Here is a 23941-nt window from a genome sequence, read left to right as displayed (position 1 = left end):
GAGCGCCCGGACACCCGCTCCGGGGCGCGAGACGGAGGAGCACCGTTGAGCAGGTTGCGCTGGCTGACGGCCGGGGAGTCGCACGGACCCGCACTGGTGGCGACGCTGGAGGGCCTGCCCTCCGGCGTGCCCGTGACCACGGACATGGTCGCGGACGCCTTGGCGCGCCGCCGCCTCGGGTACGGACGGGGCGCCCGGATGAAGTTCGAGCGCGACGAGGTCACCTTCCTCGGCGGCGTCCGGCACGGCCGCACCCTGGGCTCCCCGGTCGCGATCATGGTCGGCAACACCGAGTGGCCCAAGTGGGAGAAGGTGATGGCCGCCGACCCGGTCGACGCCGACGAACTCGCCGCACTCGCCCGCAACGCCCCGCTGACCCGGCCCCGCCCCGGCCACGCCGACCTGGCCGGCATGCAGAAGTACGGCTTCGACGAGGCACGGCCCGTACTCGAGCGGGCCAGCGCCCGGGAGACCGCCGCACGCGTCGCCCTCGGCACCGTCGCCCGCTCCTACCTGAAGGAGACCGCCGGCATCGAGCTGGTCTCCCATGTGGTCGAACTCGGCGCCGCCCGGGCCCCGTACGGCGTGGTGCCCGTGCCCTCGGACGTGGAACGGCTCGACGCCGACCCCGTGCGCTGCCTCGACACCGCGGCGAGCGAGGCGATGGTCGGCGAGATCGACCAGGCGCACAAGGACGGCGACACCCTCGGTGGCGTCGTCGAGGTCCTCGCCTACGGCGTGCCCGTTGGCCTCGGCTCGCACGTGCACTGGGACCGGCGCCTGGACGCCCGGCTGGCCGGCGCGCTGATGGGCATCCAGGCCATCAAGGGCGTCGAACTCGGCGACGGCTTCGACCTCGCCCGCGTCCCCGGCTCCCAGGCGCACGACGAGATCACCCGCACCGACCAGGGCATCCGCCGCACCTCCGGCCGCTCCGGTGGCACCGAGGGGGGCCTGTCCACCGGCGAACTGCTGCGGGTGCGCGCGGCGATGAAGCCCATCGCCACCGTGCCCCGCGCCCTGGCGACCGTGGACGTCAGCACCGGCGAGCCCACCGTCGCCCACCACCAGCGTTCCGACGTGTGCGCCGTGCCCGCCGCGGGCATCGTCGCCGAGGCCATGACCGCCCTGGTCCTCGCCGACGCGGTGGCCGAGAAGTTCGGCGGCGACAGCGTCGCCGAGACCCGCCGCAACGTCACTGGCTACCTCGACCACCTGGAGATCCGGTGACCGGGCCCGCCGTCGTCCTCATCGGCCCGCCCGGCGCCGGCAAGTCCACCGTCGCCGCCGTCCTCGCCGCACGCCTCCAGCTCGCCCTCCGCGACACCGACGACGACGTCGTACGGCAGGCCGGCAAGGAGATCCCCGAGATCTTCTTCGACGACGGCGAACCCCACTTCCGCGCCCTCGAACGCGCCGCCGTCGCCGCCGCGCTGGCCGAACACGACGGCGTGCTCTCGCTCGGCGGCGGCGCGGTCCTCGCCGAGGAGACCCGCGCGCTGCTCGCCGGGCTGCCCGTCGTCTTCCTCGACATGTCCCTCGCCTCGGCGGTGCGCCGGGTCGGTCTCGACGCGCCCCGCCCGCTGCTCACCGTCAACCCGCGCAAGCAGTGGCGCGAGCTGATGGAGAAGCGTCGCCCCCTCTACACCGAGGTCGCCCGCGCCGTCGTCGGCACGGACGACCGCACCCCCGAAGAGGTCGCGCAGGCCGTCCTCGACGCATTGGAGCTCAAGCAGGCATGAACACCGACGACACGCAGCGGATCACCGTCGGCGACAGTGCGGGGACCGAGCCCTACGACGTGCTCATCGGCCGGCAGCTGCTCGGCGAACTCCCGAAGCTGATCGGGGAGAAGGCGAAGAGGGTCGCCGTCATCCACCCCGAAGCGCTCGCCGAGACCGGCGAGGTGCTCCGGCAGGACCTCGCCGACCAGGGCTACGAAGCGGTCGCCGTCCAGGTGCCGAACGCTGAGGAGGCCAAGACCGCCGAGGTCGCCGCCTACTGCTGGAAAGCCCTGGGGCAGACCGGCTTCACCCGCACCGACGTCATCGTCGGCGTCGGCGGCGGTGCCACCACCGACCTGGCGGGCTTCGTCGCCGCCAGCTGGCTGCGCGGCGTGCGCTGGATCGCCGTGCCCACCACCGTGCTCGGCATGGTCGACGCCGCCGTCGGCGGGAAGACCGGCATCAACACCGCCGAGGGCAAGAACCTCGTCGGCGCCTTCCACCCGCCCGCCGGCGTGCTGTGCGACCTCGCCGCCCTGGAGTCCCTGCCCGTCCACGACTACGTCAGCGGACTCGCCGAGATCATCAAGGCCGGCTTCATCGCCGACCCGGTCATCCTCGACCTCATCGAGAAGGACCCGGAGGCCGCCCGCACCCCCGCCGGGCCGCACACCACCGAACTGCTGCGCCGCTCCATCCAGGTCAAGGCGGACGTCGTCTCCGGCGACCTCAAGGAGTCCGGCCGCCGCGAGATCCTCAACTACGGCCACACCCTCGCGCACGCCATCGAGAAGAACGAGCGCTACGAGTGGCGGCACGGCGCCGCCGTCGCCGTCGGCATGGTCTTCGCCGCCGAACTCGGCCGGATCGCCGGCCGGCTGGACGACGCCACCGCCGACCGGCACCGCGCGGTCCTCACCTCCGTCGGACTGCCCGTCACCTACCGCGGCGACCAGTGGCCCCGGCTGCTGGAGACCATGAGGGTCGACAAGAAGTCCCGCGGCGACCTGCTGCGCTTCATCGTCCTGGAGGGTCTCGCACGACCCTCCGTGCTCGAAGGCCCCGATCCGGCGATGCTGCTGGCCGCGCACGCGGAGATCGCCGCGTGAGCCCCGCGCGCGAGGTGCTCGTCCTCAACGGGCCGAACCTCGGCCGTCTCGGCTCCCGTGAACCCGACGTCTACGGCACCACCTCCTACGCCGGGCTGGTGCGCCGCTGCACCGAACTGGGCGAAGAACTGGGCCTGGCGGTGGAGGTGCGGGAGACCAACGACGAGGGGGAGATGATCCGCTGGCTGCACGAGGCCGCGGACCGCGCCACGCCTGTGGCGCTCAATCCCGGCGCGTTCACCCACTACTCGTACGGCATGCGGGACGCCGCCGCGCAGCGCACCGCGCCGCTGGTCGAGGTGCACCTCTCCAACCCGCACGCCCGGGAGGAGTTCCGGCACACCTCGGTCGTGGCGGCCGTGGCCGACGGCACGGTCGCCGGCTTCGGCATCGGCTCCTACGAACTCGCACTGCGCGCCCTCGCGGACCTGCTCCGCGACTGACCGCGCCGCACGTGACCCCGGCCGGCGCGGCGGCCGGAAGGGCGCCCGCCCACACGCGCGGGCGACGGGGGAGGGTACCGTTCGGTATCTGACAATCAAACACCTGTGACAATCACAGAGATGACGAACAGGGGAGCGGATGCAGCAGTACGGGACGCAGCAGCCGTTTCCACCGTCGGGGCCGCCCGCGCCGGGTCACCCGCACGGCGGACAGGTGCCGCACCCCGGCCACCCGCCCGTGCCGCCGCCACCCCAGCCCCGCTGGGCCGGCGCACCTGCGCAGCCCCCGCCGCCGCCCGCCCCCGCCCCGCCGGCCGCCGACGGCGCCACCGGCCACGTACGTTTGCCCGCCGGCGACCCCGTCCCGTTGCCGCCTCCCGGCCGTGACCCCGCAGCGCTGGACGCCGCCCGCGCGGCGGTCGCCGTGCTGCTCATCGGGCCCGCCGGCGCGGGCAAGACCACCGTGGCGCGCCACTGGGCCGACCGCCGGCCCGTCCCGACCGCGCACATCAGCCTCGACGACGTCCGCGAATGGGTCCGGTCCGGCTTCGCCGACCCCCAGTCCGGCTGGAACGACCACTCCGAGGCGCAGTACCGGCTCGCCCGCCGCACCTGCGGATTCGCCGCCCGCAACTTCCTGGCCAACGGCATCTCCTGCATCCTCGACGACGCCGTCTTCCCCGACCGTCCGGTCGTCGGCCTCGGCGGCTGGAAGCGCCACGTCGGGCCCGGGCTCATCCCGGTCGTGGTCCTTCCCGGTCTGGACGTCGTGCTGGAACGCAACGCCGAACGCACCGGAAACCGGCGGCTCAGCGACGAGGAGGTCGCCCACATCCACGGCCGCATGGCCGGCTGGTACGGCTCCGGGCTCCCCATCATCGACAACTCCCGGCAGGACGTCGCCACCACCGCGCGGATGCTGGACGACGTGGTCGCCCGCAGCCTGGCCAGCCCGCCCTCCTGGTAGCCGCGCGCTCCGGGGCCTCAGCGTCCGTCGCCCGCACGGCCCCTCCCGGACGGCCCCGCGCCGCCGTGAACCGTAGGCTCGCGGTATGTCCGACGTGCACCTGCTCCGGCGCTCCCGACTGCGGGAGCGCTGCGCGGCGCACGGCGGCGCGGCGTGCGCGGTCCTCGTCACCCGCGCGGCCAACGTCCGCTACCTGACCGGCAGCGCCGTCCCGGGCGCCGTGCTGCTCCTCGCCCCCGGCGCAGGCGACACGCTCGTCGTCCCGGCCGGCCTCGCCCCCGCCGGTCAGCCCCCCGCCGGTCAGCCCGTCGCCGGGGAGCGCAGCCTCCAGCTGCGCGGCCCGGCCGCCGCCGACGAGGACGGCGCGGTCACCGCCGCCGCCCTCGCGGCCCGGGCCGGAGCGGACTCGCTGGCCGTCGAGGAGCACGACCTGACCGTGGCCCGCCACCGTGCTCTGGCCACCGCCGCCCCCGGCCTCGGCCTGACCGCGCTGACCTGCACCGTCGAACAGCAGCGGCTGGTGAAGGACGAGGAGGAGATCGCCGCGCTCCGGATCGCCGCGGAGATCACCGACCACGCCCTCGGCGAACTGCTCGAGTCGATCCTCGTCGGCCGTACCGAACGTCACCTCGCCCTGGAACTCGAACGCCGCCTCATCGACCACGGCGCCGAGGGCCCGGCCTTTCCCACCTCCGTGGCCACCGGCGGCCACGCCGGTCTCGCCGGCCACCTGCCCACCGACCGGCGCGTCGAGGAGGGCGACTTCCTGTCGGTGTGCCTCGGCGCCCGCTACCGCGGCTACCGCTGCCGGATCGGGCGCACCTTCGTCATCGGGACGGCCCCCTCCGACTGGCAGATCGAGCTGTACGAGCTGGTCTTCGCCGCTCAGCGCGCCGGGCGGGAGGCGCTGCTGCCCGGCACCCCCTGCCGCGAGGTCGACCGCGTCACCCGCCAGGTCCTCGACGCCGGCGGATACGGCGACGCCCTCGGACCCGCCACCGGCCACGGGGTCGGACTGGAAATCGGAGAGGACCCTCGGCTGGCCCCCGCCGTCATGAGTAAACTGGACGATCGTGTGCCGGTCACCGTCGAACCGGGAGTCCACCTCCCGGGACGGGGCGGAGTCCGGCTCGACGACACACTCGTCGTCCGCCCGCAGGCGGACGGCGGGCCCGAGTTGCTCACGATCACGACCAAGGAGCTGCTGGCCCTGTAGTGCTGGGCCCGCGCTCGCGCACCCGCAGCAGTCTGTAGGAGATTCCGCCACCGTGGCCACCACGAACGACCTCAAGAACGGCATGGTGCTCAAGCTCGAAGGCGACCAGCTCTGGTCCGTCGTCGAGTTCCAGCACGTCAAGCCCGGCAAGGGCCCCGCTTTCGTCCGCACCAAGCTGAAGAACGTGCTCTCCGGCAAGACCGTCGACAAGACGTTCAACGCCGGCACGAAGGTCGAGACGGCCACCGTGGACCGCCGCGGCATGCAGTTCTCGTACATGGACGGCGAGTACTTCGTCTTCATGGACATGGACACCTTCGACCAGATCCACATCACCCGCGAGGTCGTCGGTACCGCCGCGAACTACCTCATCGAGGGCTTCGAGGCCACCGTGGCGATGTACCAGGGCAACCCGCTCTTCGTGGAGCTGCCCGCCGCCGTCGAGCTGGTCATCGAGCACACCGAGCCCGGTGTGCAGGGCGACCGCTCCACCGGCGGTTCCAAGCCCGCCCGCCTGGAGACCGGTTACGAGGTCGGCGTGCCCCTGTTCATCACCACGGGTGAGAAGATCAAGGTCGACACCCGCACCGGCGACTACCTCGGCCGGGTGAACAGCTAACCGTGGCAGCCCGCAACAAGGCGCGGAAACGCGCCTTCCAGATCCTCTTCGAGGCCGACCAGCGCGGCAGCGCCGTGACGGACGTCCTCGCCGACTGGATCCGGCATGCGCGGTCCGACCCCCGGCAGCCGCCGGTCGGCGAGTACACCATGGAGCTGGTCGAGGGGTACGCCGAGCACGCGGAGCGCATCGACGAGCTCCTGTCGACCTACTCGGTGGGCTGGACCCTGGACCGCATGCCGGACGTGGACCGCAGCATCCTGCGACTCGGCGCGTACGAGCTGCTGTGGTCGGAGGAGACGCCCGACGCGGTCGTGCTGGACGAGGCCGTGCAGCTCGCGAAGGAGTTCTCCACCGACGACTCGCCGTCGTTCGTCAACGGGCTCCTCGGCCGGCTGAAGGACCTCGGCCCGAGCCTGCGCCGCTGACGGGAGCACGGAGGCCGTCACACGCCGCACCGGATACGCGTGGGGCCCGGGAAGCCACCGGCTTCCCGGGCCCCACGGTGTCTGCTCAGGCCTCCTCGTGCGAGACCGCGCGCCGCGCGTCCGCGTCCAGCACGCCCCAGCTGATCAGCTGCTCGGTCAGCACCGAGGGGGACTGGTCGTAGATCACCGCGAGAGTGCGCAGGTCGTCCTGCCGGATCGACAGGACCTTGCCGTTGTAGTCACCGCGCTGGCTCTGGATGGTGGCCGCGTACCGCTGCAGCGGGCCGGCCTTCTCCGCCGGCACGTGGGCCAGCCGCTCCAGGTCGAGCACCAGCTTCGGCGGCGGCTCTGCGGCCCCGCCCGGCGTGGTGCCCGGAAGCAGCTCCTGCACCGGGACGCCGTAGAAGTCCGCCAGCTCGGCGAGACGCTGCACGGTCACGGCGCGGTCGCCGCGCTCGTACGAGCCGACCACGACGGCCTTCCAGCGCCCCTGGGACTTCTCCTCGACACCATGGAGCGAGAGGCCTTGCTGAGTGCGGATGGCCCGGAGCTTGGCTCCGAGCTGTTTGGCGTATTCGCTGGACATAGGGCTCCCCGGACGAAGTCTTGGTAACTCACTGTGAGATTACGCAGCGTAATGTGCGCCGTCAAGCCGAACGGAGCCCGCTGCGTCCGATCAGGTCGAATACCCGCCCCCGACAGGACAGCGCCGGCAGGGCTGCTACTCTGGGCGGCGCACAACCTCAGACGTCCTTTAAGAACCGTCCCGTGAGGCGGAGAAGGAGGTCCTTTTCGCATGGACACCACCACCGGTCCGACGGCGGCTGGCGACGACGGCCCCGACGAACGCCCCCCAGCGCCGCGCCCCGTCCTCGAGGCGCCGGACATCGCGCGGGTCCTCACCCGCATTGCGCACGAGATCGTCGAACGCGCCAAGGGCGCCGACGACGTCGTGCTGCTCGGCATCCCCACCCGCGGCGTCTTCCTCGCCCGCAGGCTGGCCGCCAAGCTCGAGGAGATCACCGGCCGCACCGTGCCCGTCGGCTCCCTCGACATCACCATGTACCGCGACGACCTGCGGATGCGGCCCGCGCGCGCCCTCGCGCGCACCGAGATCCCCGCGGACGGCGTCGACGGACGTCTCGTCGTCCTTGTCGACGACGTGCTCTTCTCCGGCCGCACCATCCGCGCCGCGCTCGACGCCCTCGGCGACATCGGACGGCCGCGCGCCGTGCAGCTCGCCGTGCTCGTGGACCGCGGCCACCGTGAGCTGCCGATCCGCGCCGACTACGTGGGCAAGAACCTCCCCACCTCGCTGCGGGAGACCGTCAGAGTCCAGCTCACCGAGGAGGACGGCCGCGACGGCGTGCTCCTGGGCACCCGCGCGCCCGCCCCGGCCCGCGAGCGCTAGCACCCCGCCGAACGCCTCCCCCGGACGGCGCGCGGCCCACCCACGCCCCGCGCTGCCCGCAACCGCTCCGCCCGGCACCTCCTCACCCAGACAAGGCAACCGATGAAGCGTCATCTCATCTCGGCCGCCGACCTCACCCGCGACGACGCCGTACTGATCCTCGACACCGCCGAGGAACTCGCCCGCGTCGCGGACCGGCCGGTCAAGAAGCTCCCCACGTTGCGCGGCCGCACCGTGGTCAACCTCTTCTTCGAGGACTCCACCCGCACCCGGATCTCCTTCGAGGCCGCGGCCAAGCGGCTGTCCGCCGACGTCATCAACTTCTCCGCCAAGGGCTCCTCGGTCTCCAAGGGCGAATCCCTCAAGGACACAGCGCTCACCCTGGAGGCCATGGGCGCCGACGCCGTCGTCATCCGCCACCACGACTCCGGCGCCCCGCACCGCCTCGCCACCTCCGGATGGATCGGCGGCAGCGTCGTCAACGCCGGCGACGGCACCCACGAGCACCCCACGCAGGCGCTGCTCGACGCCTTCACCATGCGCCGCCGCCTGACCGAGGGCGACGGCACCGGACGCGATCTGGCCGGACGCCACATCACCGTCGTCGGCGACATCCTGCACAGCCGCGTCGCCCGCTCCAACGTCCACCTGCTCAGCACGCTCGGCGCACACGTCACCCTCGTCGCGCCGCCCACGCTGGTCCCGGTCGGCGTCGAGCACTGGCCCTGCGAGGTCAGCTACGACCTGGACGCCGTCCTGGACAAGACCGACGCCGTGATGATGCTGCGCGTCCAGCGCGAACGGATGAACGCCGCCTTCTTCCCCACCGAGCGCGAGTACGCCCGTCGCTACGGCCTCGACGGGCAGCGCATGGCGCGGATGCCGGCCCATGCCCTGGTGATGCACCCCGGCCCGATGAACCGCGGCATGGAGATCACCGCCGACGTCGCCGACTCCCCGCGCTGCACCGCCGTCGAGCAGGTCACCAACGGCGTCAGCATCCGGATGGCCGTCCTCTACCTGCTGCTCGGCGGCAGCGTGCCCGCCGTCGCCACCCAGCCCAGCACGACACCGCCAGCACCCACCGCCGAGGAGAACGACCGATGAGCAAGACCCTGATCCGCGGCGCCCGCGTTCTCGGCGGTGAGCCGGCCGACGTACTGATCGAGGACGGCAGGATCGCCGCCACCGGCACCGGCCTGGACGGCACCGGCGCGCGGGTGATCGACGCCGACGGGCAGATCCTGCTCCCCGGCCTCGTCGACCTGCACACCCACCTGCGCGAACCCGGCCGGGAGGACTCCGAGACCGTCCTCACCGGCACCCGGGCGGCGGCCATGGGCGGTTTCACCGCCGTGCACGCCATGGCCAACACCTTCCCCGTCGCCGACACCGCCGGCGTGGTCGAGCAGGTGTGGCGCCTCGGCCGCGAGTCGGGCTACTGCGACGTGCAGCCCGTCGGCGCCGTCACGGTCGGCCTGGAGGGCAAGCAGCTGGCCGAACTGGGCGCCATGCACGACTCCGCCGCCGGCGTCCGCGTCTTCTCCGACGACGGCAAGTGCGTCGACGACGCCGTGATCATGCGCCGGGCACTGGAGTACGTGAAGGCGTTCGACGGCGTCGTTGCCCAGCACGCCCAGGAGCCGCGGCTCACCGAGGGCGCCCAGATGAACGAGGGCGTCGTCTCCGCCGAGCTCGGCCTCGGCGGCTGGCCGGCCGTCGCCGAGGAGTCGATCATCGCGCGGGACGTGCTGCTCGCCGCCCACGTCGGCTCCCGGGTGCACATCTGCCACCTCTCCACCGCGGGCTCGGTGGAGATCGTGCGCTGGGCCAAGTCCAAGGGCTGGGACGTCACGGCCGAGGTCACCCCGCACCACCTGCTGCTCACCGACGAACTGGTCCGCTCCTACGACCCGGTCTACAAGGTCAACCCGCCGCTGCGCACCGAGGCCGATGTCCGCGCGCTGCGCGACGCGCTCGCCGACGGCACCATCGACTGCGTGGCGACCGACCACGCCCCGCACCCGCACGAGGACAAGGACTGCGAGTGGGGCGCCGCCGCCATGGGCATGGTCGGCCTGGAGACCGCCCTGTCCGTGGTGCAGCACACCATGGTCGACACCGGACTGCTGGACTGGTCCGGCGTCGCCGACCGGATGTCCTCCCGGCCCGCGGCCATCGGCCGCCTGGCCGGACAGGGCCGCCCCGTCTCACCGGGCGAGCCCGCCAACCTGACCCTCCTCGACCCGGCATACCGTGGTCAGGTGGACCCCGCGGGCTTCGCCTCGCGCAGCCGCAACACGCCCTACCAGGGCCGTGAGCTGCCCGGACGCGTCACCCACACCTTCCTGCGGGGAACGCCGACGGTCGTCGACGGAAAGCTGCAGTGAGCCCCTTGAACCACCCCAACGTCCTCACCCACCTGAACCACCTGGCCGGCCTCGCCGCGGCGGAGCCGAAGTCCCAGGAGGTGACGAACTGGCCCGCGCGCATCGGCTGGACCGTCGGGCTGCTGCTGTTCGTCGCCCTGCTGTACTGGCTGATGCGGCAGGGCTGGAAATGGCGCGGCACCCTCCAGGGCGACCTGCCGCCGCTCCCCGCCGCCCCCGCCGACACCGGCGCGGAGCGCCTGGCGCTCACCGGCCGTTACCACGGCTCGACCACCGCCGGGCAGTGGCTGGACCGCATCGTCGCCCACGGCCTCGGCGTCCGCAGCCGGGCCGAGGTGACCCTCACCGACCGGGGGCTCGACGTCCGCAGGCCCGGCGCCGAGGACTTCTTCGTCCCCGTCGGGCGGCTGCGCGGCGCACGGCTCGACAAGGGCATCGCCGGCAAGGTCCTCACCGAGGGCGGCCTGCTGGTGATCACCTGGGAGCACGGCGACCGCCGCATCGACTCCGGCTTCCGCTCCGACCGCGCCGCCGACCACCCCGCCTGGGTGGACGCGGTGAACGCCCTGACCGACGCCCAGGAGAGTGCACGATGACGACCCCCGCCCAGCGCACCCGGACCGACGGCGCGATGCTCGTCCTGGAGGACGGCCGCGTCTTCCGCGGACGCTCCTACGGCGCGGTGGGGGAGACCTTCGGCGAGGCCGTCTTCAACACCGGCATGACCGGCTACCAGGAGACCCTCACCGACCCCTCCTACCACCGCCAGGTGGTCGTCATGACCGCCCCGCACGTCGGCAACACCGGCGTCAACGACGAGGATCCCGAGTCCGGCCGCATCTGGGTCGCCGGCTACGTGGTCCGCGACCCGGCCCGGGTGCCCTCCAACTGGCGCTCGGTACGCAGCCTCGACGAGGAGCTGACCGCCCAGGGGGTCGTGGGCATCAGCGGCATCGACACCCGCGCGCTCACCCGTCACCTGCGCGAACGCGGCGCGATGCGCGTCGGCATCTTCTCCGGCACCGCGCTGGGCGAGGAGGCCGCGCTGCTGGAGAGGGTGCGGTCCGCGCCGCAGATGAAGGGCGCCGACCTGTGCGGCGAGGTCGCCACCGACGCGGCGTACGTCGTCCCCGCCCAGGGCGCGAAACGTTTCACCGTCGCCGCCGTCGACCTCGGGATCAAGGGCATGACCCCCTACCGGATGGCCGAACGCGGCATCGAGGTCCACGTCCTCCCCGCGACGGCCACCCTGGACGAGATCTACTCCGTCGAGCCCGACGGCGTGTTCTTCTCCAACGGCCCCGGCGACCCCGCCACCGCCGAACACCCCGTCGCGCTGATGCGCGGCGTGCTCGAGCGCCGGACCCCGCTCTTCGGCATCTGCTTCGGCAACCAGATCCTCGGCCGGGCCCTGGGCTTCGGCACCTTCAAGCTCAAGTACGGCCACCGCGGCATCAACCAGCCCGTCCAGGAACGCACCGGTGAGGGCACCTGGACCGGCGGCAAGGTCGAGGTGACCGCGCACAACCACGGCTTCGCCGTCGACGCCCCGCTCGACGGACCCGCCGACACCCCGTACGGGCGGGCCGAGGTCTCCCACCGCTGCCTCAACGACGACGTCGTCGAAGGTCTGCGCCTCCTCGACCGCCCCGCCTTCAGCGTCCAGTACCACCCCGAAGCGGCCGCCGGCCCCCACGACGCCGCCTACCTCTTCGACCGCTTCGTGACCCTTATGGAGGGCCAGCGTGCCTAAGCGCACCGACATCGCCTGCGTCCTGGTCATCGGCTCCGGCCCGATCGTGATCGGCCAGGCCGCCGAGTTCGACTACTCCGGCACCCAGGCGTGCCGGGTCCTGAAGTCCGAGGGCCTGCGCGTCGTCCTGGTGAACTCCAACCCGGCGACGATCATGACCGACCCGGAGATCGCCGACGCCACCTACGTCGAGCCGATCACCCCCGAGTTCGTCGAGCGGATCATCGCCAAGGAACGGCCCGACGCACTGCTGCCCACCCTCGGGGGGCAGACCGCGCTCAACACCGCCATCGCCCTGCACGACTCCGGGGTGCTCGCCGAGTACGGCGTCGAGCTGATCGGCGCCGAGGTCGACGCCATCCACAAGGGCGAGGACCGCGACCGCTTCAAGGAGGTCGTCGAGGCGGTCCGCGCGAAGACCGGACACGGAGAGTCCGCCCGGTCGGTCATCTGCCACACCATGGACGACGTCCTCGCCGGGGTGGACACCCTCGGCGGCTACCCCGTCGTCGTCCGGCCGTCCTTCACCATGGGCGGCGCCGGATCCGGCTTCGCCCACGACGAGGACGAGCTGCGCCGCATCGCCGGCCAGGGCCTGACGCTCTCCCCGACCACCGAGGTGCTCCTGGAGGAGTCCATCCTCGGCTGGAAGGAGTACGAGCTGGAGCTGATGCGCGACCGGCACGACAACGTCGTGGTGGTCTGCTCCATCGAGAACTTCGACCCGATGGGCGTGCACACCGGCGACTCCCTCACCGTCGCGCCCGCGATGACCCTGACCGACCGCGAGTACCAGATCCTGCGCGACGTCGGCATCGCCGTCATCCGCGAGGTCGGCGTGGACACCGGCGGCTGCAACATCCAGTTCGCCGTCAACCCCGAGGACGGCCGGGTCGTCGTCATCGAGATGAACCCGCGCGTCTCACGGTCCTCCGCCCTCGCCTCCAAGGCCACCGGCTTCCCCATCGCGAAGATCGCCGCACGGCTCGCCATCGGCTACACCCTGGACGAGATCCCCAACGACATCACGGAGAAGACACCGGCGTCGTTCGAGCCGACCCTCGACTACGTCGTCGTCAAGGCGCCGCGCTTCGCGTTCGAGAAGTTCCCCGCCGCCGACAGCACGCTGACCACCACCATGAAGTCGGTCGGCGAGGCCATGGCCATCGGCCGCAACTTCCCCGAGGCCCTCAACAAGGCGCTGCGCTCCCTGGAGAAGACGGGCTCCCAGTTCGACTTCACCGGCGCGCCCGGCGACAAGAAGGCCCTCCTCGCCGAGGCCGCACGCCCCACCGACGGCCGGATCAACACCGTCATGGACGCCATCCGGGCGGGTGCCACACAGCAGGAGGTCTTCGACGCCACGAAGATCGACCCCTGGTTCACCGACCAGCTCTTCCTCATTCACGAGATCGCCCAGGAGGTCGCCGCCGCCGAACGCCTCGACGCCGGTCTCCTCGACCACGCCAAGCGGCACGGCTTCTCCGACGCCCAGATCGCCGCCGTCCGCGGCCTGCGCGAGGACGTCGTCCGCGAGGTGCGGCACGCGCTCGGCGTCCGCCCGGTCTACAAGACCGTCGACACCTGCGCCGCCGAGTTCGCCGCCCGCACCCCGTACTTCTACTCCTCCTACGACGAGGAGACCGAGGTCGCGCCCCGCGAGAAGCCGGCCGTGATCATCCTCGGCTCCGGTCCCAACCGGATCGGCCAGGGCATCGAGTTCGACTACTCCTGCGTCCACGCCTCCTTCGCCCTGCACGACGCGGGCTACGAGACCGTCATGGTCAACTGCAACCCGGAGACCGTCTCCACCGACTACGACACCTCCGACCGGCTCTACTTCGAGCCGCTCACCCTGGAGGACGTCCTGGAGATCGTGCACGCGGAACAGCAGGCCGGACCGGTCGCGGGCGTCGTCGTGCAGCTCGGCGGCCAGACCCCGCTCGGGCTCGCCCAGGCGCTCAAGGACAACGGGGTGCCCATCGTCGGCACCTCCCCGGAGGCCATCAACCTCGCCGAGGAGCGCGGAGCCTTCGGCCGCGTCCTCACCGACGCCGGCCTGCCCGCCCCCAAGTACGGCACCGCCTACTCCTTCGACGAGGCCAAGGGCATCGCCGCCGAGATCGGCTACCCGGTCATGGTGCGGCCCTCCTACGTCCTCGGCGGACGCGGCATGGAGATCGTCTACGACGAGACCTCCCTCGCCGAGTACCTCACCCGGCACGCCGGACTGATCTCCGAACACCCGGTGCTGGTGGACCGGTTCCTCGACGACGCCATCGAGATCGACGTGGACGCCCTCTACGACGGCCACGAGCTCTACCTCGGCGGCGTCATGGAGCACATCGAGGAGGCCGGCATCCACTCCGGCGACTCCGCCTGCGCGCTGCCGCCCATCACCCTCGGTGGCCACGACATCAAGCGCCTCCGCATCTCCACCGAGGCCATCGCGGCCGGAGTCGGCGTGCGCGGACTGATCAACATCCAGTTCGCCATGGCCGGCGACATCCTCTACGTGCTGGAGGCCAACCCGCGCGCCTCGCGCACCGTGCCCTTCACCTCCAAGGCCACCGCGGTGCCGCTGGCCAAGGCCGCCGCCCGCATCTCGCTGGGCGCCACCGTGGCCGAGCTGCGCGCCGAGGGGATGCTGCCGGCCGAGGGCGACGGCGGCACCCTGCCGATGGACGCGCCGATCTCCGTCAAGGAGGCCGTCATGCCGTGGACGCGCTTCCGCGACGTGCACGGCCGGGGCGTGGACACCATCCTCGGCCCGGAGATGCGGTCCACCGGCGAGGTGATGGGCATCGACTCCGTCTTCGGCACCGCCTACGGCAAGTCGCAGGCCGCCGCCTACGGCGCGCTGCCCACCAAGGGCCGTGCGTTCGTCTCGGTCGCCAACCGCGACAAGCGGTCGCTGATCTTCCCCGCCCGGGAACTGGTCGCGCTCGGCTTCGAACTGCTCGCCACCTCCGGCACGGCCGAGGTCCTGCGGCGCAACGGCATGCATGCCACCGTGGTGCGCAAGCACAGCGAGGGGGAGGGTCCGAACGGCGAGAAGACCATCGTCCAGCTCATCCACGACGGCCAGGTCGACCTCATCGTCAACACCCCCTACGGCACCGGCGGCCGCCTGGACGGCTACGACATCCGCACCGCCGCCGTCGCCCGCTCCGTGCCCTGCCTCACCACGGTCCAGGCGCTTGCCGCCGCCGTGCAGGGCATCGACGCGCTCGGCAGGGGAGAGGTCGGAGTCCGCTCCCTCCAGGAGCACGCCGGCCACCTGACCGCCGCCCGCGGCGCCTGAGGGGGGGGACATGTACCGACTGCTCTTCCGCACGGTCCTGAGCCGGATGGACGCCGAGCGCGCCCATCACCTGGCCACCACCTGGATCGCCCTCGCGGCCCGCGTCCCCGTGCTGCGCACCTTCCTCGCCGCCTACCTCGCGCCGCGCCGCCGCGCGCTGCGCACCGAGGCGCTGGGCCTGCGCATGCACGGCCCGTTCGGGCTCGCCGCGGGCTTCGACAAGAACGCCACCCTCATCGACGGTATGGCGATGCTCGGCTTCGACCACGTCGAGACCGGCACCGTGACGGCGCGGCCGCAGCCCGGGAACCCCGGGCCGCGGCTGTTCCGCCTGGTCCCGGACCGTGCGCTGGTCAACCGCATGGGGTTCAACAACGACGGCTCGGCGTCCGTCGCCGCACGCCTGGCCCGCCGCGCCGCCCGCGGCCCGGCGTTCCGCACCGCCGTCGGTGTCAACATCGGCAAGACCAAGGCCGTCCCCGAGGCGGAGGCCGTCGCGGACTACGTCACCTCGGCCGAGCGACTGGCGCCCCACGCCGACTACCTGGTCGTCAACGTCTCCTCGCCCAACACCCCCGGGCTCCGGAACCTGCAGGCCGCAGAGCAGCTCCGCCCGCTGCTGGCGGCCGTACGGGAGGCCGCCGACCGGACGGTGCCGGGCCGCCGGGTGCCGCTGCTGGTCAAGATCGCCCCCGACCTGGCCGACGAGGACGTCGACGCGGTCGCCGACCTCGCCCTCGACCTGGGGCTGGACGGCATCATCGCCACCAACACCACCGTCGCCCGCGACGGCCTCGGGCCCACCGCCGACCCGGCCGTCGTCGCCGAGACCGGCGGCCTGTCCGGCGCTCCCCTGAAGCGGCGCTCCCTGGAGGTGCTGCGCCGCCTGTACGAGCGGGTCGGCGACCGCATCGTCCTGGTCGGCGTGGGGGGCGTCGAGGATGCCGAGGACGTCTGGCGGCGCATCCTCGCCGGCGCCACCCTGGTCCAGGGCTACAGCGCGTTCGTCTACCGTGGCCCGCTGTGGTGCCGCTCGGTCCACAAGGGCCTGGCCGCCCGCCTCGCCGCCAGCCCGCACGCCACCCTCGCCGAAGCCGTCGGCGCAGACACCCGGAAGGCCACCCCATGAGCCCCGCATCCGCCCGGGAACCCTTCGGCGCCCGCCTCCGCGCTGCGATGGACGCCCGCGGCCCGCTCTGCGTCGGTATCGACCCGCACCCCTCGCTGCTCGCCTCCTGGGGCCTGGCCGACGACGTCGGCGGCCTGGAGACCTTCACCCGCACCGTGGTCGAGGCGCTCGCCGACCGCGTCGCCGTGCTCAAGCCGCAGTCCGCGTTCTTCGAGCGCTTCGGCTCCCGCGGCGTCGCCGTCCTCGAACGCGCGGTGGCCGAGGCCCGCGGCGCCGGAGCGCTGGTGATCACCGACGCCAAGCGGGGCGACATCGGCTCCACCATGGCCGCCTACGCCGCCGCCTACCTGGAGAAGGGCTCCCCGCTGTTCTCCGACGCCGTCACCGTCAGCCCCTACCTCGGCCTCGGTGCGCTGCGGCCCGCCCTGGAGGCGGCCCGGGAGAACGGATGCGGCGTCTTCGTCCTGGCCCTCACCTCCAATCCGGAGGGCGCCGAGGTGCAGCACGCCCGCGGCGAGGACGGCCGCACCGTCGCCGCGGCCGTGCTGGAGCAGCTCCGTGCGGAGAACGCCGGGGCGGAGCCGTTCGGCTCGTTCGGCGCGGTCGTCGGCGCCACTCTCGGCGACGTCCCGGAGCGTCTCGGCGCGCCGCTCGCGATCAACGGGCCGCTGCTGGCGCCCGGGATCGGCGCACAGGGCGCCGCCGCCGAGGACCTGCCCCGGGTCTTCGGGGCCGCCGCCTCCCACGTGCTGCCCAGCGTGAGCCGTGGTGTGCTGCGGCACGGGCCCGGGGTGGAGGCCCTGCGTGCGGCCGCCGCGACACAGGCGGAGGAGCTCGCCCGCTTCCTCTCCTGAGTCATTCTGTGGTGATATGTCCGTAAATGCCCCCAGGGGAATCAAGCTGACCAGGACTTTTCCGCAGTTATCGCTGACTGGAGCGCCCTCGGCCGCTAGTCTCCGTCGGGAGCACGTAGAAGTGGAGCCTCCCCAGGTCCGAAGGGGCAGGGGGGCGCGTTGCTCGGTGCTCCGCGGGTGCGGAGCCGCCAGGCTCCACACCGATCCATATCCGACAGTTCGACATCCGAGGTGACGTAGGCGTGGCTCTTCCGCCCCTTACCCCTGAACAGCGCGCAGCCGCGCTCGAGAAGGCCGCCGCGGCTCGCCGGGAGCGCGCCGAGGTCAAGAACCGGCTGAAGCACTCCGGCGCTTCCCTCCACGAAGTCATCAAGCAGGGCCAGGAGAACGACGTCATCGGCAAGATGAAGGTCAGCGCCCTCCTGGAGAGCCTGCCCGGCGTCGGCAAGGTCCGCGCCAAGCAGATCATGGAGCGACTGGGCATCTCCGAGAGCCGCCGCGTGCGCGGTCTCGGGTCCAACCAGATCGCGGCCCTGGAGCGCGAGTTCGGCAGCGCCTGAATCCCCACGTTTTCCGCCCCGGCGGGAAACCTGGATAATCGCTCCATGGCTCATCGTCCGCGGCTGACCGTGCTCTCCGGCCCCTCCGGGGTCGGCAAGAGCACGGTCGTCGCCCATCTGCGCAAAGAACACCCCGAGGTCTGGCTCTCGGTCTCCGCCACCACCCGTGCTCCCCGCCCCGGCGAGAAGCACGGCGTGCAGTACTTCTTCGTCGAAGACGAGGAGTTCGACAAGCTCGTCGCCAACGGCGAACTGCTGGAGTGGGCCGAGTTCGCGGGCAACCGCTACGGCACGCCCCGGCGCGCCGTGCTGGACCGGCTGGAGGCCGGCGAGTCGGTGCTCCTGGAGATCGACCTCCAGGGCGCCCGGCTGGTCCGGTCCTCCATGCCCGAGGCCCGGCTGGTCTTCCTGGCCCCGCCGAGCTGGGAGGAGCTGGTGCGCAGACTCACCGGCCGCGGCACCGAGGCGCCCGAGGTGATCGAACGCCGGCTGGCCGCCGCCCGCACCGAGCTGGCGGCCGAGTCGGAGTTCGACACCACCCTGGTCAACACCTCCGTCCAGGACGTCTCCGCCGAGCTGCTAGCCTTGATGAACGACGAGTGACCTCAGCGGCGCCTGCCCGTGCAGACGGGAGAACCGCCCGCCACTCGTGAACCACCCTCGACACTCCGGAAGGTTTCAGCGTGTCCTCTTCCCTCACCGCGCCCGAGGGCATCATCAACCCGCCGATCGACGAGCTGCTCGAGGCCACCGACTCGAAGTACAGCCTGGTGATCTACGCCGCCAAGCGCGCCCGCCAGATCAACGCGTACTACTCGCAGCTCGGCGAGGGCCTGCTGGAGTACGTCGGCCCGCTGGTGGACACCCACGTCCACGAGAAGCCGCTCTCCATCTCGCTGCGGGAGATCAACGCGGGTCTCCTCACCTCCGAGGCCGTGGACGGCCCGGTCACCCCGTAGACGCGGCAGACACCAGGGGCCCGGCAGCGCGGCTGCCGGGCCCCTGGTGTGTCATGGAAACCTGACGCCGGGCGCCCGCGGACGGGCCCCGGCCGGAGCACGAGTGGGGAGCGACGATGGAGCGGGCCCGTACCGAGGTCGTGCTGGGAGTGAGCGGCGGCATCGCCGCCTACAAGGCGTGCGAGCTGCTGCGGCGCCTCACCGAGTCCGGGCACGCCGTCACCGTGGCGCCCACCGCCTCCGCCCTGCGCTTCGTCGGCGAACCGACCTGGGCGGCGCTGTCCGGCCGCCCCGCCGCCACCGAGGTCTGGGAGACGGTGCACGAGGTGCCGCACGTGCGCATCGGGCAGCGCGCCGCCCTCGTCGTCGTCGCGCCCGCCACCGCGGACCTGCTCGCGAAGGCCGCCCACGGCATGGCGGACGACCTGCTGACCAACACGCTGCTCACCGCCCGCTGCCCCGTCCTCTTCGCCCCGGCCATGCACACCGAGATGTGGGAGCACCCGGCCACCCGGGAGAACGTCGCCACGCTGCGCCGCCGCGGCTGCGTCGTCCTCGAACCGGCGGTCGGCCGCCTGACCGGCGCCGACACCGGCCGGGGCCGGCTGCCCGACCCGGACCAGATCTTCCAGGCCTGCCGGCACGTCCTGGCCCGCGGCGCCGCGCCCGCCGACCTGACCGGACGGCACGTGGTGGTCAGTGCCGGCGGTACCCGCGAGCCGCTGGACCCGGTCCGCTACCTGGGCAACCGCTCCTCCGGCAAGCAGGGCTACGCCCTCGCCCGCACGGCGGCCGCGCGCGGCGCCCGGGTCACCCTGGTCGCCGCCAACACGGCGCTGCCCGACCCCGCCGGCGTGCACGTGGTCCCCGTCGGCACCGCCGTCGAACTGCGGGAACGGGTACTCGAGGCCGCGGGCGACGCCGACGCCGTGGTGATGGCCGCCGCGGTCGCCGACTTCCGGCCCGCCGCCTACGCCACCGGGAAGATCAAGAAGCAGGAGGGCCGGGACCCCGAGCCGGTCGCCCTCGTGCGCAACCCCGACGTGCTCGCCGAAGTGGCCGGCGACCGGACCCGGCCGGGGCAGGTCGTCGTCGGGTTCGCCGCGGAGACCGACGACGTACTGGCCAACGGGCGCGCCAAGCTCGTCCGCAAGGGCTGCGACCTGCTGGTCGTCAACGAGGTGGGGGAGCGGCGCACCTTCGGCGCCGAGGAGAACGAAGCGGTGGTGCTCGGCGCCGACGGCAGCGAGACCCCGGTCCCGCACGGACCCAAGGAGGCCCTCGCCGACACGGTGTGGGACCTGGTGCGGGACCGCTTTCCGCGGTCCTGAGGTTTTCCCTGAATCATGTCGCAGTTCGAGACACCGCGATTGGATTCGGGCCGGCATGGATAAACTGGCCACGGATCGTCATCGGGCGCAGCCCCCGACGCATCCGGCCATGTTCAGCCAGCAGCCGCTGCAACCCCAGGGAGCGATGTGTCCCGCCGCCTGTTCACCTCGGAGTCCGTGACCGAGGGTCACCCCGACAAGATCGCCGACCAGATCAGCGACACCATTCTCGACGCCCTGCTCAAGGACGACCCGACCTCGCGCGTCGCCGTCGAGACGCTGATCACCACGGGCCTGGTGCACGTGGCCGGCGAGGTCACCACCAAGGCCTACGCGCCCATCGCCTCGCTGGTGCGCGGCAAGGTCCTGGAGATCGGTTACGACTCCTCGAAGAAGGGCTTCGACGGTGCGTCCTGCGGCGTGTCGGAGTCCATCGGAGCGCAGTCCCCGGACATCGCCCAGGGTGTCGACACCGCGTACGAGAAGCGTGTCGAAGGCGACGAGGACGAACTCGACAAGCAGGGCGCCGGCGACCAGGGCCTGATGTTCGGCTACGCCTGCGACGAGACGCCCGAGCTGATGCCGCTGCCCATCACCCTGGCGCACCGCCTCTCCGAGCGGCTCTCGGCCGTCCGGAAGAACGGCACCATCCCCTACCTGCGCCCCGACGGCAAGACGCAGGTCACCATCGAGTACGACGGTGACAAGGCGATCCGTCTGGACACCGTCGTGGTGTCCTCGCAGCACGCGGCGGACATCGACCTCGACTCCCTCCTCGCCCCCGACATCCGCGAGTTCGTGGTGGAGCCGGAGCTGAAGCAGCTCGTCGAGGACGGCATCAAGATCGAGACCGAGGGCTACCGGCTGCTGGTGAACCCCACCGGCCGTTTCGAGATCGGCGGCCCGATGGGCGACGCCGGGCTCACCGGCCGCAAGATCATCATCGACACCTACGGCGGCATGGCCCGCCACGGCGGCGGCGCCTTCTCCGGCAAGGACCCGTCCAAGGTCGACCGCTCCGCCGCCTACGCGATGCGCTGGGTCGCCAAGAACGTCGTCGCCGCGGGCCTCGCCACCCGCTGCGAAGTGCAGGTGGCGTACGCCATCGGCAAGGCCGAACCGGTCGGCCTCTTCGTGGAGACCTTCGGCACCGCCAAGGTCGAGGTGGAGAAGATCGAGCAGGCCATCTCGGACGTCTTCGACCTCCGCCCGGCCGCGATCATCCGCGACCTGGACCTGCTGCGCCCGATCTACGCCCAGACCGCCGCCTACGGGCACTTCGGCCGCGAGCTGCCGGACTTCACCTGGGAGCGCACCGACCGCGTCGACGCACTCCGCCAGGCCGTCGGCCTGTAACCGGCCCGCTGCCGCCCGCTCACGCCGGGGCCCGGACGTCCGCCGCGGACGTCCGGGCCCCGGCGCGTGCGGCGGCGACGCCCGGACCGGGCGCCGCCGCCGCGGCGCACGGTTCCCCCGGTCCGGCAGCCGTGATGTCCGATGTCCGAGCCGTCTGGTAGCAAGGAAACCGTGAGCAGCGACGACGACACCGACGGCGACTCCGCGGCGCGGCCGCCGGAGCAGCTCGCCCTGCTCCGCGACACCGTCCGCCGCAGCCGGGAGCCCCGCGCCCGGCCGCGCACCTGGCGCGGCGCCGCCCTGGCGCCCGAGCGTCCCGTCGCCCGCGTCCTCGTCGACAAGGGCCTGGTCCACCTCGACCGCTACTTCGACTACGCGGTCCCCGCCGCGATGGACGACGAGGCCGTCCCCGGCGTCCGCGTCCGGGTCCGCTTCGGAGCGGGGGAGAAGCAGGGCCGGCGCGAGGGCGGCCGCCTCACCGGCGGCTTCATCGTCGACCGCGTCGAGGAGAGCGACTACCCCGGCACCCTGGCCCCTCTCGCGCAGGTGCTGTCGCCCGAGCCGGTGCTCACTCCCGGCCTGCTCGCCCTGTGCCGGACCGTCGCCGACCGGTACGCCGGTTCGCTCGCCGACGTGGTGCAGCTCGCCGTTCCGCCCCGGATGGCCCGCGCCGAGAAGGCGGCGTCACCGCCTCCCCAGCCCCCTCCGCCCGCGCCGCGGCCGGAGGGCTGGGCACGCTACCTCCGGGGGGCCGGCTTCCTCGACGCCCTCGCCCGGGGCGCGGCACCCCGCGCGGTGTGGACCGCGCTGCCCGGGCCCGGCTGGCCGGACGAACTGGCCCGGGCCGTCGCCGCCACGCTGTCCGGCGGCCGGGGAGCCCTCGCGGTCCTGCCCGACGGCCGCAGCGCCGCCCGCGCGGACGAGGCGCTCACCGCGCTGCTCGGCCCCGGCCACCACGTCATGCTCACCGCCGACGCCGGCCCGGAGGCCCGCTACCGCCGCTGGCTCGCCGTCTCCCGCGGCTCCGTGCGCGCCGTCGTCGGCACCCGCGCCGCGATGTTCGCCCCCGTCCGGGACCTCGGCCTGGCCGCACTCTGGGACGACGCCGACCCGGCCCACAGCGACGACCACGCACCCCAGCCGCACGCCCGCGAGGTACTGCTGCTGCGCGCGGCCCACGAGCAGGCCGGCTTCCTGCTCGGCGCCCACGGCTGCACCGTCGAGGCCGCCCAGCTCGTCGACAGCGGCTGGGCCCGCCCGCTGACCGCCGACCGCGCCACGGTCCGCGCCGCCGCCCCCGCCGTCCGCACCGTCGGCGACGGCGACGAGGCCCTCGACCCCGCCGCCCGCGCCGCCCGGCTGCCCAGCATCGCCTGGCGGACCGTGCGCGACGCGCTGGAGGTGGGGCCCGTCCTGGTCCAGGTGCCCCGTCGCGGCTACGTCCCACGGATGTCCTGCGTCCGCTGCCGTACCCCCGCACGCTGCACCCGCTGCCACGGACCGCTGGAAGCCACCGGAGCGGAGGAGACGCTGCGCTGCGCCTGGTGCGCCGCCGGGTCCCCCGGCTGGGCCTGCCCGGAGTGCGGAGGCACCCGGCTGCGCGGCTCGGTCTTCGGGACGCGCCGCACGGCGGAGGAACTGGGCAGGGCGTTCCCCGCCGTGCCCGTCCGGACCTCCGGCCGCGACCACATCCTGGACTCCGTCCCGGACCGGCCGGCCCTCGTCGTCTCCACGCCCGGCGCCGAACCGCCCGCCGCGGGCGCGGGCTACGCGGCGGCGCTGCTGCTCGACGGCTGGGCCCTGCTGGGCCGGCCCGACCTGCGGGCCGACGAGGAGGCGCTGCGCCGCTGGCTGTCGGCGGCGGCGCTGGTCCGTCCGGGGGACGAGGGCGGCAGCGTCCTGGTCGTCGCCGAGCCGACGCTGCGCCCGGTGCAGGCACTGCTGCGCTGGGACCCGGCCGGGCACGCGGTCCGCGAACTCGCCGAACGCGCCGAACTCGGCTTCCCCCCGGTCTCCCGGATGGCGGCGGTCAGCGGTCCCGCCGACGGCGTCGCCGCGTTCCTCGCCCAGGCCGGGCTGCCGGAACGAGCGGAGGTACTGGGACCGGTGCCGCTGCCGGTCGTCCCGGCCGGCCGGCCCCGCCGTACCGGCGAGCCCCCGCCCGGCGAACAGTGGGAGCGGGCGCTGATCCGGGTCCCGCCCGGCGACGGCGCGGCCCTGGCGGCCGCGCTGAAGCAGACCCAGGCGCTGCGGCTGGCCCGGCGCGAGGGGCCGGCCGTGCGGCTCCGCATCGACCCGCCCGACATCGGCTGACGGCCGCCCGGCGACCGGTTCCGGACGCCTTCCCGCCGGGCAGGGCCGAGAGCCGCACCGCGGCACGCCCCGGGC

23 protein-coding genes are annotated in these 23941 nt (G+C 73.2%); 22 read left to right on the top strand and 1 reads right to left on the bottom strand.

Translation table 11 applies throughout. The annotated features are described in order from the left end of the window. Positions 1-45: 45 nt before the first annotated feature. From aroC to nusB, 8 genes are all read left to right on the top strand, one after another. Positions 46-1230, top strand: coding sequence for a chorismate synthase (gene aroC / locus K304_RS0103610; RefSeq protein ID WP_027762630.1), 1185 nt, complete (start codon positions 46-48; stop codon positions 1228-1230). Next, positions 1227-1742, top strand: a complete 516-nt coding sequence (locus tag K304_RS0103605) for a shikimate kinase (RefSeq protein ID WP_027762629.1) — start codon at positions 1227-1229, stop codon at positions 1740-1742. Before aroC ends, K304_RS0103605 begins: the two co-directional genes overlap by 4 nt. Further along, positions 1739-2833, top strand: coding sequence for a 3-dehydroquinate synthase (gene aroB, locus K304_RS0103600; protein WP_027762628.1), 1095 nt, complete (start codon positions 1739-1741; stop codon positions 2831-2833). Before K304_RS0103605 ends, aroB begins: the two co-directional genes overlap by 4 nt. After that, on the top strand, positions 2830-3276 hold the full coding sequence (gene aroQ, locus K304_RS0103595) for a type II 3-dehydroquinate dehydratase (protein ID WP_027762627.1): 447 nt from the start codon (positions 2830-2832) through the stop codon (positions 3274-3276). Before aroB ends, aroQ begins: the two co-directional genes overlap by 4 nt. 139 nt (positions 3277-3415) lie before the next feature. Beyond that, entirely contained in the window at positions 3416-4243 is an 828-nt protein-coding gene (locus tag K304_RS0103590) for an AAA family ATPase (RefSeq protein WP_027762626.1), read from the top strand. A gap of 85 nt (positions 4244-4328) precedes the next feature. Continuing rightward, complete coding sequence (locus K304_RS0103585) at positions 4329-5459, top strand: M24 family metallopeptidase (protein WP_027762625.1); 1131 nt, start codon at positions 4329-4331, stop codon at positions 5457-5459. 52 nt (positions 5460-5511) lie between these two features. Further along, a complete protein-coding gene (gene efp / locus K304_RS0103580) occupies positions 5512-6078 on the top strand; it encodes an elongation factor P (protein ID WP_027762624.1) in 567 nt (188 codons plus the stop codon). Positions 6079-6080: 2 nt separating this feature from the next. Then, the gene (gene nusB / locus K304_RS0103575; protein ID WP_027762623.1) at positions 6081-6506 is read left to right on the top strand and encodes a transcription antitermination factor NusB; all 426 of its coding nucleotides are present in this window, start codon (positions 6081-6083) and stop codon (positions 6504-6506) included. Positions 6507-6591: 85 nt separating this feature from the next. Here nusB and bldD read toward each other — a convergent pair whose 3' ends face one another. Next, a complete protein-coding gene (gene bldD, locus K304_RS0103570) occupies positions 6592-7092 on the bottom strand; it encodes a transcriptional regulator BldD (RefSeq protein WP_015661809.1) in 501 nt (166 codons plus the stop codon). 210 nt (positions 7093-7302) lie between these two features. On the opposite strand from bldD, the gene pyrR reads away from it, so the two are divergent. From pyrR to K304_RS0103500, 14 genes are all read left to right on the top strand, one after another. Beyond that, complete coding sequence (gene pyrR, locus K304_RS27120; RefSeq protein WP_037789173.1) at positions 7303-7917, top strand: bifunctional pyr operon transcriptional regulator/uracil phosphoribosyltransferase PyrR; 615 nt, start codon at positions 7303-7305, stop codon at positions 7915-7917. A gap of 102 nt (positions 7918-8019) precedes the next feature. Beyond that, a complete protein-coding gene (locus tag K304_RS0103560; RefSeq protein WP_027762622.1) occupies positions 8020-9024 on the top strand; it encodes an aspartate carbamoyltransferase catalytic subunit in 1005 nt (334 codons plus the stop codon). Further along, positions 9021-10307, top strand: coding sequence for a dihydroorotase (locus tag K304_RS0103555; protein ID WP_027762621.1), 1287 nt, complete (start codon positions 9021-9023; stop codon positions 10305-10307). The genes K304_RS0103560 and K304_RS0103555 overlap by 4 nt, the downstream gene beginning before the upstream one ends. Next, positions 10304-10903 (top strand): PH-like domain-containing protein, encoded by a 600-nt coding sequence (locus tag K304_RS0103550; RefSeq protein WP_486591564.1) that lies wholly within the window; start codon positions 10304-10306, stop codon positions 10901-10903. Before K304_RS0103555 ends, K304_RS0103550 begins: the two co-directional genes overlap by 4 nt. Next, positions 10900-12060: a glutamine-hydrolyzing carbamoyl-phosphate synthase small subunit gene (gene carA / locus K304_RS0103545; protein ID WP_027762619.1), complete on the top strand. Its 1161-nt coding sequence runs from the start codon at positions 10900-10902 to the stop codon at positions 12058-12060. Before K304_RS0103550 ends, carA begins: the two co-directional genes overlap by 4 nt. Beyond that, a complete protein-coding gene (gene carB, locus K304_RS0103540; RefSeq protein WP_027762618.1) occupies positions 12053-15364 on the top strand; it encodes a carbamoyl-phosphate synthase large subunit in 3312 nt (1103 codons plus the stop codon). Before carA ends, carB begins: the two co-directional genes overlap by 8 nt. A 10-nt stretch (positions 15365-15374) precedes the next feature. Beyond that, the gene (locus tag K304_RS0103535) at positions 15375-16493 is read left to right on the top strand and encodes a quinone-dependent dihydroorotate dehydrogenase (RefSeq protein WP_027762617.1); all 1119 of its coding nucleotides are present in this window, start codon (positions 15375-15377) and stop codon (positions 16491-16493) included. Beyond that, on the top strand, positions 16490-17347 hold the full coding sequence (gene pyrF, locus K304_RS0103530; protein WP_027762616.1) for an orotidine-5'-phosphate decarboxylase: 858 nt from the start codon (positions 16490-16492) through the stop codon (positions 17345-17347). Before K304_RS0103535 ends, pyrF begins: the two co-directional genes overlap by 4 nt. A 242-nt stretch (positions 17348-17589) precedes the next feature. Then, complete coding sequence (locus tag K304_RS0103525) at positions 17590-17907, top strand: integration host factor (RefSeq protein ID WP_027762615.1); 318 nt, start codon at positions 17590-17592, stop codon at positions 17905-17907. A 45-nt stretch (positions 17908-17952) separates the two neighbouring features. Next, positions 17953-18510 (top strand): guanylate kinase, encoded by a 558-nt coding sequence (gmk, locus tag K304_RS0103520; RefSeq protein ID WP_037789171.1) that lies wholly within the window; start codon positions 17953-17955, stop codon positions 18508-18510. Positions 18511-18590: 80 nt separating this feature from the next. Then, positions 18591-18866, top strand: coding sequence for a DNA-directed RNA polymerase subunit omega (rpoZ, locus tag K304_RS0103515; RefSeq protein WP_027762613.1), 276 nt, complete (start codon positions 18591-18593; stop codon positions 18864-18866). Between the two features lie 116 nt (positions 18867-18982). Further along, complete coding sequence (coaBC, locus tag K304_RS0103510) at positions 18983-20197, top strand: bifunctional phosphopantothenoylcysteine decarboxylase/phosphopantothenate--cysteine ligase CoaBC (protein ID WP_027762612.1); 1215 nt, start codon at positions 18983-18985, stop codon at positions 20195-20197. 147 nt (positions 20198-20344) lie between these two features. Then, positions 20345-21553, top strand: coding sequence for a methionine adenosyltransferase (gene metK, locus K304_RS0103505; RefSeq protein ID WP_027762611.1), 1209 nt, complete (start codon positions 20345-20347; stop codon positions 21551-21553). A 171-nt stretch (positions 21554-21724) separates the two neighbouring features. Beyond that, a complete protein-coding gene (locus K304_RS0103500) occupies positions 21725-23866 on the top strand; it encodes a primosomal protein N' (RefSeq protein WP_027762610.1) in 2142 nt (713 codons plus the stop codon). Positions 23867-23941 lie beyond the last annotated feature (75 nt).

Source organism: Streptomyces sp. CNS606, from assembly GCF_000426325.1.
This window is presented reverse-complemented; position numbering and strand designations above follow the sequence as displayed.